Here is a 12,998-nt window from a genome sequence, read left to right on the forward strand (position 1 = left end):
GGGGGTGGTGGCTCGGTGTCCGGCGCCGTGGGGGGGAGTCCCCCTCCGCGGTCCTCGCGATGACGGCCGCCGCGCTCGTGGCGGCCGGCGTCGCCGGAGCCGACGACCCGGCCCCGCAGCCGCCTCCGCCGCCGGCGCGCAAGGCGCATCGGCCGGCCGCGGTGCCGCTCGTGTCGGCCCCGGTGCGGATCGCCGACGCGGCGACCGTGCGGCTGCTCAGGCCCGGTGACCGCGTGGACGTGATCGCCGCGGCCAACTCACCGACGGGCGAGGGCGGCGAGGCCCGGGTGGTGGCCTCGGGCGCCCGGGTGGCCGAAGTGCCGAAGCCGGGTGAGACTCGTTCGGACGGTGGGGCCCTGGTCGTCCTGTCCGTTCCACGGTCGACGGCGACGGTTCTCGCCGGGGCGGGCATGACGTCCCAACTGGCGGTGACGCTGTGCTGATTCGCACTGACGGTCTGTCAAGTAACCGTCCCGTGTGTACGGATTGGACGCCTTCGCGCCAGTCACGGCGTAATGGCTCCGCACAGTGCAGCACACGCGACGAAAGGCACCTCGGTGGCCGAGAAGAAGGAAAGCTTGCTGGGAGGCTTCAAGGCCTTCCTGATGCGCGGGAACGTGATCGACCTGGCGGTGGCGGTCGTCATCGGTGCCGCGTTCACCAACATCGTGAACTCGGTGGTCAAGGGCATCATCAACCCGCTCGTGGGTGCTTTCGGCACGAAGGACCTGGAAGGCTACGCGTCCTGCCTCAAGGACCCGTGCCGGGTCGTGAACGGCGAGATGCAGGGCATCCAGATCCAGTGGGGTCTCGTCCTCAGTGCCGTCCTGAGCTTCCTGATCACGGCGGCCGTCGTCTACTTCCTGATGGTCCTGCCCATGGCGAAGATCCTCGCGAAGCGCGCGGCGCACGAGAAGGCGAAGGAAGGCGTCCAGGAGACCCTGGAGGTCAGCGAGCTGGAGGTGCTGAAGGAGATCCGGGACCACCTGGTCTCCCAGCGCGGTCCGGCCGTGAACAACACGGGCGTGGCGTCGGCGCCCAGCGGCGGCAGCGGGGCGCACTCCACCTCCTGACCGGCGGCTCGCGTCGGCGTCAGAGGTGGTGCGGCGGCTTCTCGTCGAGGAAGCGCGCGAGGTCGGCGGCGCTGCCGCCGGCCGGAGGCCGCTCGCCCCACCCGCGGTCCGTATCGTCCGCGGACTGCTGGTCCAGTGGATCGTCGAAGATCAGTGCCGGCCTGTGTTCGGGTTCGGGGACGGTGTCGGACTGCTTCGCTGCTCGCGGGCCGTGGGCGGGGGCGGTGCTCATGTCTTCAGGGTACGCCGGGATCACCGCCCCGTACCCCTTCGATCCGCTGGCTGATCAGCGGGATTCCGCTCAGCGGTCCTTCGGGTCGAGCAGCCACAGGCCGAGGACGACGAGGAACGACAGCACGAGAAATCCCGCACCCCACCAGGCGGTCCCGGTGTCGCCCGCCATCCACTCGTCGACCACGATGGTCAGCCCCCAGAGTTGGCCGATGACCACGGTCAGGGCCAGGGCGAGGCGGGCCGACAGCTTGGAGGAGCGCTCGGGTTCCTGCTCGGTACCGGCGCCCGGGCCGGGCCCGGTGTTGCGGATACGGGGGTCGCCGTAGCCGCTGGTGGGACGGATCTGCGGGTAGCGCTCGTGGACCGGGCGGTTGAGACGCGGCTGGGCACTGCCGGGGGTGTAGACGGGCCGGGGCGGCAGGGTCTCCGGCATCTCGGCGGAGCCGCCGGGGGCGCCCGGGTCCTTGGGGAACGGCGTGTCGGTCATGTCCTTCGGGTCCTCTCCGCGGCACTGCCGCCGGTGCCGGGACACCCGAGGCGTTCGGCGAGGCCGGGCCGGTCCTCGCCGAGCTGGCGGCACAGGCCTTCCTGGACGCTCTCGCCGGAGCGGGTGGTGCCCACGGCCCAGACACTGCCGTCTGCCTCCTCGACCAGCAGCACCTTCGGCAGGGCGCGGGGCGGCGGGCCGGCGGTGACCTCTCCGGTGCGGGCGTCGAAGACGCCCTCGTGGCAGGGGCAGTACAGCTCGCCCTCGCTCCCCCGGTCGCTGCGCCACAGGACGGCGCAGGCCAGGTGGGTGCAGACGGCGGAGTAGCCGGCGAGGGTGCCGTCCTGGAGGCGGATGGCCACCGCGCGGTCCTCCTCGTCGGGGTAGCGGAAGGCGATCGAGTCGCCGGGCAGAAGCTGATCGGCGACCTTCTTCGGCTCGGGTGCTCCGTCGTCGCTGTCGCCGTGCCGGTGCAGGATGCCGGAGGCGACGCCGATGCCGCCGACGGCGAGACCGCCGGAGACGGTGGCGACGATCCGCAGGTAGTCGCGGCGGGTGGTCAGCGAGTCGGCGGCGATCCGGTCGCGCATGGCCGCCTGGGCGGCGTCGGTCGGCCGGTCCCCGTCGGCCGGGTCCGCAGGGTCGGTTGCCGCGCCGGCGCCGTCCGGGGGCTGTGCGGTGAGGCTCATCGGACATCCACTCCGTTGACTTCGACGATGGGCAGACCGCCGGGGACCGGCCACTGGACTTTGTCGGCGGGGACGACCATCGCCACTCCGGTGGAGATGGTGGTGGACCCGAAGGTGAAGGAGTCGGCGACCTGGACGCCGGGGCGTTCGGCACGGAGTTCGTCGAGGGTGCCGTAGAAGAGGGCGCCGGTGGGGCAGACGGTGGCGCACATCGGGGCGAGGCCATAGGCGGTGCGGTCGTAGCAGAGGTTGCACTTCATCTGCAGCTTCGCCTGGAGGTCGATCTTCGGGACACCGAAGGGGCAGGCGTTGACGCAGTTGGCGCAGCCGATGCAGCGGGTGGTGTCGGCCTGCTGCACCACGCCGTCGGCGGTCACCAGGATCGCGTCGGCGGGGCAGACCTCGGCGCAGGGGGCGACGGGGTCCTCGCAGTGCATGCACACGGTGGGAAGGGAGGCGACGGATTGCCCCTCGTCGGGGTAGTCGAGGTGGATCATCGACTTGCCGCGGTGGGAGTCGCATTCGCGGCAGGCGGAGACGCAGGCCTGGCAGCCGATGCAGCGGCCAGGGTCGATGAAGATCGTGCGGCCCATCATGTGCGGCCTCAGCTCCTCTCCGAGGTGCCACGGCCCTGTGGGGACGTGGGTGGCAGGGGGTCGTCGCGGGAGATCTGCGTCTCCGGATAGGCGACCTGGCCGGGTCCGGTGGGCGGCGCGGGGACCTCGTCGATCCGTTCGGCGGCCTCGATGCGGGCGGCACAGACCTTGTACTCGGGGATCTTGGAGCGGGGGTCGAGGGCGTCGATGGTCAGCGCGTTGGCGGCGGTGGGCACGGGCCAGTGGTAGGGGACGAAGACGGTGTCGGGGCGGATCGCCTCGGTGACCAGGGCGGGGAAGACCTCGCTGCCGCGGCGGGTGACGACGCGGACCGGGTCGCCGTTGCGGAAGCCGTGGGAGGGGTGGACCTCGACCCAGGGGCGGGGGGTCTGCTCGACGAGGGCGCCCAGGCGTCGGGTCTGGTTGCCGGAGAGGAAGTGGGCGACGGTGCGGCCGGTGGTGAGCGAGAGGGGGTACTCCTCGCTGTACGGGTCCATGGGCGGGTGCCATTCGACGACCTGCATGTGGATCTTGCCGTCGGCGTGGTAGGTCCGGCCGTCCTCGAAGAGGCGGGGTGTGCCGGGGTGGTCGGTGGAGGGGCAGGGCCAGGCGATGCCGCCGGTCTCCTCGAGCCGCTCGTAGGTGATGCCGTAGTAGTCGTTGACCGTTCCGGCCGACGCGATGCGCAGCTCCTCGAAGACGGCGCGGGAGTCGGGGAAGGCGAACTTGTCGCCGACGCCGAGGCGCTTGGCGAGCTCGCACATGACCCAGGTGTCGGTGCGGACGCCGGCCGGCGGTTCCTGGGCCTTGTTGTGCTTGACGACGCGGGCTTCGGCGTTGGCCATGACGCCCTCGTCCTCGGCCCAGACGGTGACGGGGAAGACGACGTGCGCGTTGGCGGCGGTCTCGGAAAGGAAGAAGTCGAATTGGGCGTGGAACTCGGCGGTGTCGTAGCCCTCCTTCACCGTGGCGTAGTTGGGGAGCGAGACGAAGGGGTTGTTGCAGATGCCGATGAGGCCGCGGATCTCGCGGCGCTGCATCTGCCAGACCATCTCCATCATGGAGGTGCCGGCGGGTGGCAGCTCGGATTCGTCGATGCCCCAGATCGCGCAGATCTGGCGTCGGTGTTCGGGGTCGGAGATGGAGCGTCCGCCGGGCAGGAGGTCGGACTTCTGGCCGTGCTCGCGGCCGCCCTGGCCGTTGCCCTGCCCGGTGATGGTGCCGTAGCCGGCGCCGGGGCGACCGATGTTCCCGGTGGCGACGCACAGGTTGATGATCGTCAGGCAGTTCTCGACGCCCTGGGAGTGGTGTTCGACGCCTCGGGCGTGCCAGGCCATGGCCTTGTCGGCGCCGGCGAACATGCGGGCGACCTGGACGATCTGCTCTTCGGGGACGCCGCAGATCCGGGCGGAGCGGGAGGGCGGATAGTCGGCGACGGTCTTCTTCACCTCCTCCCAGCCGGTGGCGTGGGCGGCGAGGTAGGCCTCGTCGGTGAGGCCCTCGGCGACGACGACGTGGAGGACGGCGTTGAAGAACGCGGAGTCGGTGCCGGGCTTCAGTGCGACGTGGACGTCGGCGGTGCGGGCGATGGCGGTCTGGCGCGGGTCGACGACGATCAGGGTGGCGCCGCGGTCCCGGGCTCCCCAGAGGTACTGGGTCATCACGGGGAAGCATTCGCCGACGTTGGAGCCGGCGATGAGCAGGCAGTCGGTGAGGAGGATGTCGGAGAACGGGTTGCCGGCCCGGTCGATTCCGAAGGAGAGCTTGTTGGCTCCGGCGGCGGAGACCATGCACAGCCGGCCGTTGTAGTCGACGTGCCGGGTCTTCAGGGCGACGCGGGCGAACTTGCCGACGAGATACGTCTTCTCGGAGAACAGGCTGGCGCCGCCGAGCAGCCCGAAGGCGTCGTTGCCGTACTCGGTCTGGATGCGGCGGATCTCGGAGACGGTGAAGTCGAGCGCTTCCTCCCAGCTCGTCTCCCGGAAGGGCTCGTCGCGGTTGCGGCGCATGAGCGGGGAGGTGAGCCGGTCGGGGTGGTTGACCTGCTGATAGGCGTTGATGCCCTTGGGGCAGAGTCGCATCCGGTTGATGTCGTGGTTGCGGGGCTCCACGCCGAAGACCTTGCCGCCGGAATCGACGCGCAGATACATGCCGCACTGCACGCCGCAGAAGCAGCAGTGGGTGGGGACGAGGGTCTCGCCGTTCTGGTCGGCGTGCCAGCGGTCAGCGGGGATGCCTCCGGCGTCACGGAAGTTGCGGGTGCCGGGCGGGGCGACGGAAGGGTCAAGAGGCAGCTGCTGCCCGGCCTGCGCGTGCGTCACTTGAAGCCTTTCTTGACGTGGCTGAGGTAGGCGTTGCCCCGGAGGACCCGCTTGCAGCGGGGGCAGTACTCGGTCCATTCCTCGAAGCCGAGGCTGAGGTCGCGCATGGTGCCCTGGAGGTTCTCGACGTAGGGGGCGGTGTCGATGGGCCGGCCGCAGCGCCGGCACGGGAGGAGGCCCGGGTCGGAGCCGTCCGCGGCGAGGACGGCGCCCGTCGCGGCGGCGGCGCCCGCCGTGGCCGGGACGGCGTCGCCGGCCTTGCGACGGGAGGTGTACTTGAAGAGCTGCATGCCGACGGCGGCGGGCCGCTGGACGATGTGGAAGAACTTCCCGAACGGGATGTAGATGAGGGTGAAGACCACCGACACCATGTGCAGGATCGCCAGGAACTCGTAGCCGCCGCCGTGCAGGAAGATCGAGGAGAAGGTGAGCAGCAGGCCGGTGACGGAGATGACGATCAGCGCGATCAGCGGGACCAGGTCGTAGGCGAAGCGCTGGCCGGTGATGGCTCCGCGGTCCTTCATCCGCCGCCACAGGAAGTAGCAGGCGCCGGGGATGACGAGGACGGCGGCGATGTCGAGGCCGTGGAACATCAGCCAGCCGACGACGTTCAGCGAGTCGAAGCCGAGGACCTTGAAGCCCCAGATCCGCATCTCGTAGCCGGGGCCCGAGCCGGTGGAGGAGGTGAAGGTGAACCAGCCCCAGGTGAGCGGGAAGGTGATGAGGGCTGCGAGGACGCAGCCCCAGAAGATGAGCTGGTGGGCGGCCCAGCGGGCGTGCGAGCGGGCGCCGAGGAACTTCTGGAAGCCGAGGTAGGTGGCGATCATCCGGGGCAGGGCGGTGGGCGCCCGGCGGAAGTTCTCGGCCGAGAAGAAGGCGCGCCAGCCCTGCTTGAACAGGCGCCGGGCGCCCGGCGCGGACACCCACACGGTGTAGCGGTAGGCGACGCCGAAGGCGAGGAAGACGGTCGCCACCGCGTACGGAAGGAGGGCCGAGTCGAAATCGCGCAGCAGCCGGCTGCCGAAGACGATCGCGAGGATCAGCAGCACGGAGACGGTGACACCGGCGAGGGTGGCACGGCGGCGCACCTGGGCGGGGGTCTGCGGTGCCCGCTCGGCCGGGGCGGGCGGCGGCTCGACGGGGGCCGGCGGTGGCTCGGCAGGGGCCTGCGGTGGCTCGATCACGCGGCCACGATAAAAGCCTTCATCCACTTATGCCCGTTTTGCGGGGCCGGTGGGTGAGTGCCGGGCCGGGCGGCGCTCAAACGGCGTACAGCCCGTGCGACCGGAAGATCTCCCTGGCCGCCGCGACCTGCTCCGGAGTCGGCGACGGGGTGTCGTGCAGAGTGAACGGCTTGGCGAGTGCTCGCCACTTCGCTTCACCGAGTTTGTGGAAGGGGAGGATGTCGACGCGGGAGACATTGCCGAGGCCACTGGCGAAGGCGGCGACTCCCTCCATGCCGGCGGGGTCGTCGGTGAGGCCGGGGACGAGGACGTAGCGGACGTGGACCTCCTGGCCGAGGTCGGCGAGGCGGCGGGCGAAGTCCAGGGTCGGCCGGAGCGGCCGGCCGGTCACCTTCTCGTACGTGTCCGGGTCCCAGGACTTGATGTCGAGAAGGACCAGGTCGGTGTCGCGCAGCAGGGCGTCCGTGGCCCGGGCGCCGAGGAAGCCCGAGGTGTCGAGGGCGGTGTGCAGACCGAGCTCGTGCTTCAGGCGGTGCAGCAGCTCGCCGGTGAACACGGGCTGGAGCAGGGGTTCGCCGCCCGAGACGGTGGCCCCGCCGCCGGAGGCGGAGATGAAGCGGGTGTACTTGCGCGCTTCCGCGATCACGTCGTCGGCGGAGGTCCGCTTGCCGTTCCGCATCCGCCACGTGTCGGGGTTGTGGCAGTACAGACAGGTCAGGGGGCAGCCGGAGAGGAAGGTGACGAAGCGGGTGCCGGGGCCGTCGACACCGGTGGACAGGTCCCAGGAGTGCACCGAGCCCTCCGAAGGCCGCTGGGTCGCCGCGGCGGCCGGGGTAGCAGGAAGGGTCGGGATGTCCGAGCCGAGGAGTACGGCCATGGCGGGGCCTCCTGTCCGGAAGGAGAGAGGAGCGAGAACGAAGGGAGGAAGGAGCGGGACGAGCGCGAGGACGAAGGTGCGAGACGAGCGGGAGGAGAGGTGACGGAAGGGGTCGGGGACGTGGCCGGCGCTTCTCGCGCGGCTCCGGGCCCGGGTGAGGGTCGATGGCGGGGTGCCGGAGCCGCGCGGGTCACCACCGGCCCGGGCGGGCCGGTCGGGCCGGCCGGTGAGGGCCGGCCCGTCGGGTGGGCTACAGGGAGCCGTGGAAGGTGCGGTTCAGGACGTCGAGCTGCTGGTCGCGGGTGAGGCGGACGAAGTTCACCGCGTATCCGGAGACCCGGATGGTGAGCTGCGGGTAGTTCTCGGGGTGCTCCATCGCGTCGAGAAGCATGTCCCGGTTCAGGACGTTGACGTTCATGTGGAAGCCGTCGCCGGCCATGTAGCCGTCGAGGACACCGGCGAGGTTCCTGATCCGCTCCTCGGGAGTGCGGCCGAGGCCGTCCGGGGTGACGGTGTTGGTCAGCGAGATGCCGTCCTCGGCGTCCTCGTACGGGAGCTTGGCGACCGACAGGGCCGAGGCGATGTAACCGTGGGTGTCGCGGCCGTTCATCGGGTTGGCGCCCGGGGAGAACGGCTCTCCGGCGCGGCGCCCGTCGGGGGTGTTGCCGGTCTTCTTTCCGTAGACGACGTTGGAGGTGATGGTCAGGACGGACTGGGTGTGTTCGGCGTTCCGGTAGGTCGGGTGCTTGCGCACCTTCCTCATGAACTCCTCGACCAGCCAGACCGCGATCTCGTCGGCACGGTCGTCGTTGTTGCCGTACGCCGGGAAGTCACCCTCGATCTCGAAGTCGGTGGCCAGACCGGTCTCGTCGCGCAGGGCGGTGACCGTGGCGTACTTGATGGCGGCCAGCGAGTCGGCGGCGACCGAGAGGCCGGCGATGCCACAGGCCATGGTGCGGCGCACGTCGCGGTCGTGGAGCGCCATCTCGATGCGCTCATAGGCGTACTTGTCGTGCATGTAGTGGATGACGTTCAGCGCGTGGACGTAGACGTTCGCCAGCCACTCCATCTGCTCGTCGAACTTGCGCATCACCTCGTCGTAGTCGAGGACGTCGGAGGTGACGGCGCCGGTGTCGGGGCCGACCTGGGCGCCGGACCTCTCGTCGCGACCGCCGTTGATCGCGTAGAGGAGGGTCTTCGCGAGGTTCACCCGGGCGCCGAAGTACTGCATCTGCTTGCCGACGGGCATCGCGGAGACACAGCAGGCGATGGCGGTGTCGTCGCCGAAGCGGGGACGCATCAGCTCGTCCGACTCGTACTGCACGGAGGAGGTGTCGATCGAGACCTTGGCGCAGAACTCCTTGAAGCCCTGGGGGAGCTGCGGTGACCAGAAGACGGTCATGTTCGGCTCGGGGGCCGGACCGAGGTTGTACAGGGTCTGGAGGTAACGGAAGGAGGTCCTGGTGACCAGCGGCCGGCCGTCCTCGCCCATGCCGGCGATGGACTCGGTGACCCACGTCGGGTCGCCGGAGAACAGCTCGTCGTACTCGGGGGTGCGGAGGAAGCGGACGATACGCAGCTTGATGATGAAGTCGTCGACGAGTTCCTGGGCCTGCTCCTCGGTGAGGAGACCGGACTCGATGTCGCGCTGCAGATAGACGTCGACGAAGGTGGAGGTGCGGCCCAGCGACATCGCGGCGCCGTTCTGCTCCTTCACGGCGGCGAGATAGGCGAAGTACAGCCACTGGATGGCCTCGCGGCCGGTGGTGGCAGGGCCCGAGATGTCGTACCCGTACGAGGCGGCCATCGCCTTCAGCTCGCCGAGGGCGCGGATCTGCTCCGCGAGCTCCTCGCGGAGCCGGATGGTCTCCTCCACGGAACGGTTCCCGGCGGGGAGGGTGTTCAGCTCCTCCTTCTCCTCCTGCTTCACCTCGACGAGGCGGTCGACGCCGTAGAGGGCGACGCGGCGGTAGTCGCCGATGATGCGGCCGCGCCCGTAGGCGTCGGGGAGTCCGGTGACGACGCCGGCCTTGCGGGCGGCGCGGATCTCGGGGGTGTAGGCGTCGAAGACGCCGGCGTTGTGGGTCTTGCGGTAGTCGGTGAAGACCTTCGCGAGCTCCGCCGAGACCGGGTAGCCGTAGGTCTCCAGGGCGCCGGCGACCATGCGCCAGCCGCCGTACGGCATGATCGCGCGCTTCAGCGGGGCGTCCGTCTGGAGGCCGACGATCAGGTCCTTGTCGCGGTCGATCCAGCCGGGGGCGTGGGCGGTGATGGTGGAGGGGATGTCGTACGCGACGTCGTGGACGCCCTTGGCGCGCTCCTCGGGGAACCTGTCCGTGATGGCCTTCCACACGGCGGTGGTCCGCTCGGTGGGGCCGACGAGGAAGGAGTCGTCGCCCTCGTATGGCGTGTAGTTCTGCTGGATGAAGTCGCGTACGTCGATGGCGTCGCGCCACAGACCGCCCTTGAAGCCCTTCCAGGCTCCGTCGTTCACCGTTGCTTCAGCAGGGGTCGCAGTCACTGCCCGCACCGCCTTCTCGATCGCTCGAAAGCCTCGTTGCTTGCCTGCTTCCATTGCACTCCGTCTGATCGATCAGAAGGGTCGGCAATGGTCACCGGTCGATGGCCGTTGGTCCCTTTCCCGGCATGCGGAAAGACCCCGCCGGAGCGGGGCCTTTCGGGGACTGTCGGGGGGAGCGGCCGGGTGGCCGGTCGGTCGGGTGGCCGGTCGGCCGGGGCGGTCAGCTGGGGGCCTCGGCGCCCTTGCGGGCGTAGAACCACCAGGTCACGAGCACACAGCTCAGGTAGAAGGCGACGAAACCCCACATCGCGCTGGTCACGGCGATCGAGCCGAAGAGGGCCGGGATGAAGAAGAAGCCGTAGGCCGCGATGGCCGAGGTGAAGCCGGTGACGGCGCCGGACTCCATTTCCGCCTGCTTCAGGGCCTGGGCGTACTCCGGAGTGCCCTCGGTCAGGCCCTTCAGATGGGTGCCGCGGAAGATCACCGGGATCTGGCGGAAGGTCGACCCGTTGCCGATGCCGGAGAAGAAGAACGCCGCGAGGAAGCAGAAGAAGAAGCCGTAGAAGGAACCGCCGTCACTGCCCGAAGGAAGGAAGTTGATCACTCCCACGATGGCGGCCGCCATGCCCACGAAGGACAGGATCGTGACCCGCGCCCCGCCCCACTTGTCGGCGATCCAGCCGCCCGCCCACCGGGCGAGGGCGCCGACCGCCGGCCCCATCCAGGCGTAGGTGGCGACGGAGTAGTCCGGGAACGTCGTCTTGATCAGCATCGGCAGGGCCGCGGCGAAGCCGATGAAGGAACCGAAGGTGCCGACGTACAGCCAGGTCATCAGCCAGTTGTGCTTGCGCTTGAAGATCACCTTCTGCCGGCTGAACGGCGTCGACGCGACCTTCAGGTCGTTCTGCCCGAACCAGGCGACGGCGGCAAGGACCAGCAGCACCGGAACCCAGATGAAGGCCGCGTTCTGCAGGTGGACCGAGGTGCCGTCGGCCTTGTGCTGGGCCGAGCCGATGGCGATCGTCGACCAGGTGATGACGATCGGGGTCAGCAGCTGGACGGCGGAGACGCCCAGGTTGCCGAGGCCGCCGTTGATGCCGGTCGCGCTGCCCTTCCTCGCCTTCGGGAAGAAGAAGCCGATGTTGGCCAGGGAGGAGGCGAAGTTCGCGCCGCCGATGCCGCACAGCGCGGCGATGCCGACCATCACCCCGTACGGGGTCGACGGGTCCTGGATCGCGATGCCCAGCCAGATCAGCGGCACGATCAGCACCAGCGTCGACAGGGCGGTGAAGCGCCGCTGTCCGATCATCGGACCGAGGAAGGTGTAGAAGATCCGGGCCGTGCCGCCGGTCAGACCGGGTATGGCCGTCAGCCAGAACAGCTGGGAGGTGGAGAAGGTGAAGCCGACGTCCTTCAGGTTCGTCGCCGTGACCGACCACACCTGCCAGACGACGAACGCCACGAGAAGCGCCGGTACGGCGATCCACAGGTTGCGGTTCGCGACCTTGCTGCCGATGGACTTCCAGAAGAGCTCGTTCTCCGGCTCCCAGTCCGTGATCGGCTTGCCGGGCCTGTACTGCTCCGCGTCGTACGAGGCGGGTGACGGCCCGCCCGTCGTTCTGCTGTCCTGGACTACGGAACTCATGGCGATTCCCTGACGTTTCGAGGGGCTCTTGCCCTTCCAGGCTCCGCTCGCGCAGCAGGGGTACGGGAGAGCCGATCGTCGCCGGAGTCGGCGGGCGTAGGTCCCGTCAGGCCCGGGCCCTACGGACCTGGGCTTGTGGTGTCGTGTTGCCGTGGATGCGCGAGGGCGTGCTGTTCTGTGGGGCATGACGCAACCCTTTCTTCCGCTCACCGCCCGGTCGCGTGACGAGGCGCACCGGGCCGCCACCCCGCTCGAGCTGTTCTTCGACCTCTGTTTCGTCGTCGCCGTCGCCCAGGCCGGTGCGGAGCTCGTGCACGCCGTCGCGGAGGGGCACGCCGGGTCCGGGATCCTGAACTACGCCATGGTGTTCTGGGCCATCTGGTGGGCCTGGATGAACTTCACGTGGTTCGCCTCGGCGTACGACAACGACGACGTGCTGTACCGGGTCGTGACGCTCGTCCAGATCGCCGGCGTGCTGATCCTCGCCGCCGGTGTCTCGCGCGCGTTCGACGACCACGACTTCCTCGTCGTGTACATCGGGTACGTCGTGATGCGCCTCGCGCTCTCCTCGCAGTGGCTGCGCGCCGCGCACCACGCCACCGACCCCCGCGAGCGGACGATGTGCCTGCGGTACGCGGGCGGTGTGGTGGCCTGTCAGGTCGGCTGGACGGCCCTGCTGTTGGTGTCCGAGGACGCGCGACCGTGGGTGTTCCTGGTCATGGCGGTCGCCGAGATGGCCGTACCGATGTACGCGGAGAAGGACGTCACGACGCAGTGGCACCCGCACCACATCGCCGAGCGCTACGGCCTGTTCACCATCATCGTGCTCGGCGAGACCATCGCGGCGGCGACGGTCGCCGTGAAGTCGGGCGTGACGGAGAACGACGCGCTCGGCGAGGTGCTGCCGATCGCCGCCGGCGGGCTCCTCCTCGTCTTCGCCGCCTGGTGGATCTACTTCGTCGTCCCCGCCCACGACCGGCTCGCCTCCAACCGGCAGGGCTTCCTCTGGGGCTACGGCCACTACCTGATCTTCGCCTCCGCCGCAGCGATCGGCGCGGGCATCGAGATCGCGGTCGAGCAGGCCGTCGGCAAGGCACACATCACCACCCTCGCCGCGTCCTCCGCCGTGACCATCCCGGCGGCCGTGTTCCTGCTCTGCGTGTGGCTGCTGCACGCCCGCTACTTCAAGGTCGGCTTCGCCCAGCAGGCGGTGCTCCCGGTGTCCGCCCTCGCGATCCTCATGTGCTCCTTCGCCGGACACTGGGCGGTGTTCGCCGCCGGGCTCGTGGCGGCGGCGACGGTGGCGGTGGGAGTGACCCTCACCGCCACCAACCCGGCCACCGGACCGACCGGGCGGCGGGTCACCTAGGC

General features: G+C 69.8%; 12 protein-coding genes. 3 read left to right on the forward strand and 9 right to left on the reverse strand.

The window, feature by feature from the left end:
- Both ACFWJO_RS30895 and mscL read left to right on the forward strand, forming a co-directional pair.
- Positions 1-443, forward strand: a 443-nt coding sequence (locus ACFWJO_RS30895; protein ID WP_386870449.1) for a hypothetical protein, incomplete at its 5' end; no start/stop codon positions are given.
- Positions 444-557: 114 nt separating this feature from the next.
- The gene (gene mscL / locus ACFWJO_RS30900; protein WP_386870451.1) at positions 558-1,073 is read left to right on the forward strand and encodes a large conductance mechanosensitive channel protein MscL; all 516 of its coding nucleotides are present in this window, start codon (positions 558-560) and stop codon (positions 1,071-1,073) included.
- 19 nt (positions 1,074-1,092) lie between these two features.
- Here mscL and ACFWJO_RS30905 read toward each other — a convergent pair whose 3' ends face one another.
- The 9 genes from ACFWJO_RS30905 to ACFWJO_RS30945 form a co-directional block, all read right to left on the reverse strand.
- Positions 1,093-1,305 (reverse strand): hypothetical protein, encoded by a 213-nt coding sequence (locus ACFWJO_RS30905; RefSeq protein ID WP_384415778.1) that lies wholly within the window; start codon positions 1,303-1,305, stop codon positions 1,093-1,095.
- A gap of 69 nt (positions 1,306-1,374) precedes the next feature.
- Entirely contained in the window at positions 1,375-1,794 is a 420-nt protein-coding gene (locus ACFWJO_RS30910; protein ID WP_386870453.1) for a hypothetical protein, read from the reverse strand.
- Positions 1,791-2,483, reverse strand: coding sequence for a Rieske (2Fe-2S) protein (locus tag ACFWJO_RS30915; protein WP_386870455.1), 693 nt, complete (start codon positions 2,481-2,483; stop codon positions 1,791-1,793). Before ACFWJO_RS30915 ends, ACFWJO_RS30910 begins: the two co-directional genes overlap by 4 nt.
- Complete coding sequence (locus tag ACFWJO_RS30920) at positions 2,480-3,079, reverse strand: 4Fe-4S dicluster domain-containing protein (RefSeq protein ID WP_386870457.1); 600 nt, start codon at positions 3,077-3,079, stop codon at positions 2,480-2,482. Before ACFWJO_RS30920 ends, ACFWJO_RS30915 begins: the two co-directional genes overlap by 4 nt.
- An 8-nt stretch (positions 3,080-3,087) precedes the next feature.
- Entirely contained in the window at positions 3,088-5,400 is a 2,313-nt protein-coding gene (locus ACFWJO_RS30925) for a molybdopterin oxidoreductase family protein (RefSeq protein WP_386870459.1), read from the reverse strand.
- Positions 5,397-6,584, reverse strand: a complete 1,188-nt coding sequence (locus ACFWJO_RS30930) for an MFS transporter (protein WP_386870461.1) — start codon at positions 6,582-6,584, stop codon at positions 5,397-5,399. The genes ACFWJO_RS30925 and ACFWJO_RS30930 overlap by 4 nt, the downstream gene beginning before the upstream one ends.
- Before the next feature lie 76 nt (positions 6,585-6,660).
- A complete protein-coding gene (gene pflA, locus ACFWJO_RS30935; RefSeq protein ID WP_386870462.1) occupies positions 6,661-7,461 on the reverse strand; it encodes a pyruvate formate-lyase-activating protein in 801 nt (266 codons plus the stop codon).
- Positions 7,462-7,711: 250 nt separating this feature from the next.
- The gene (gene pflB / locus ACFWJO_RS30940; RefSeq protein WP_386870464.1) at positions 7,712-10,036 is read right to left on the reverse strand and encodes a formate C-acetyltransferase; all 2,325 of its coding nucleotides are present in this window, start codon (positions 10,034-10,036) and stop codon (positions 7,712-7,714) included.
- Positions 10,037-10,202: 166 nt separating this feature from the next.
- A complete protein-coding gene (locus ACFWJO_RS30945; RefSeq protein ID WP_386870466.1) occupies positions 10,203-11,627 on the reverse strand; it encodes an MFS transporter in 1,425 nt (474 codons plus the stop codon).
- A gap of 184 nt (positions 11,628-11,811) precedes the next feature.
- Between ACFWJO_RS30945 and ACFWJO_RS30950 the strand changes: the two genes are divergently transcribed.
- Positions 11,812-12,996 (forward strand): low temperature requirement protein A, encoded by a 1,185-nt coding sequence (locus ACFWJO_RS30950; RefSeq protein ID WP_386870468.1) that lies wholly within the window; start codon positions 11,812-11,814, stop codon positions 12,994-12,996.
- Positions 12,997-12,998 lie beyond the last annotated feature (2 nt).

Origin of the sequence: Streptomyces sp. NPDC127092 (assembly GCF_042722475.1) — a bacterium.
Lineage (GTDB): Bacteria > Actinomycetota > Actinomycetes > Streptomycetales > Streptomycetaceae > Streptomyces.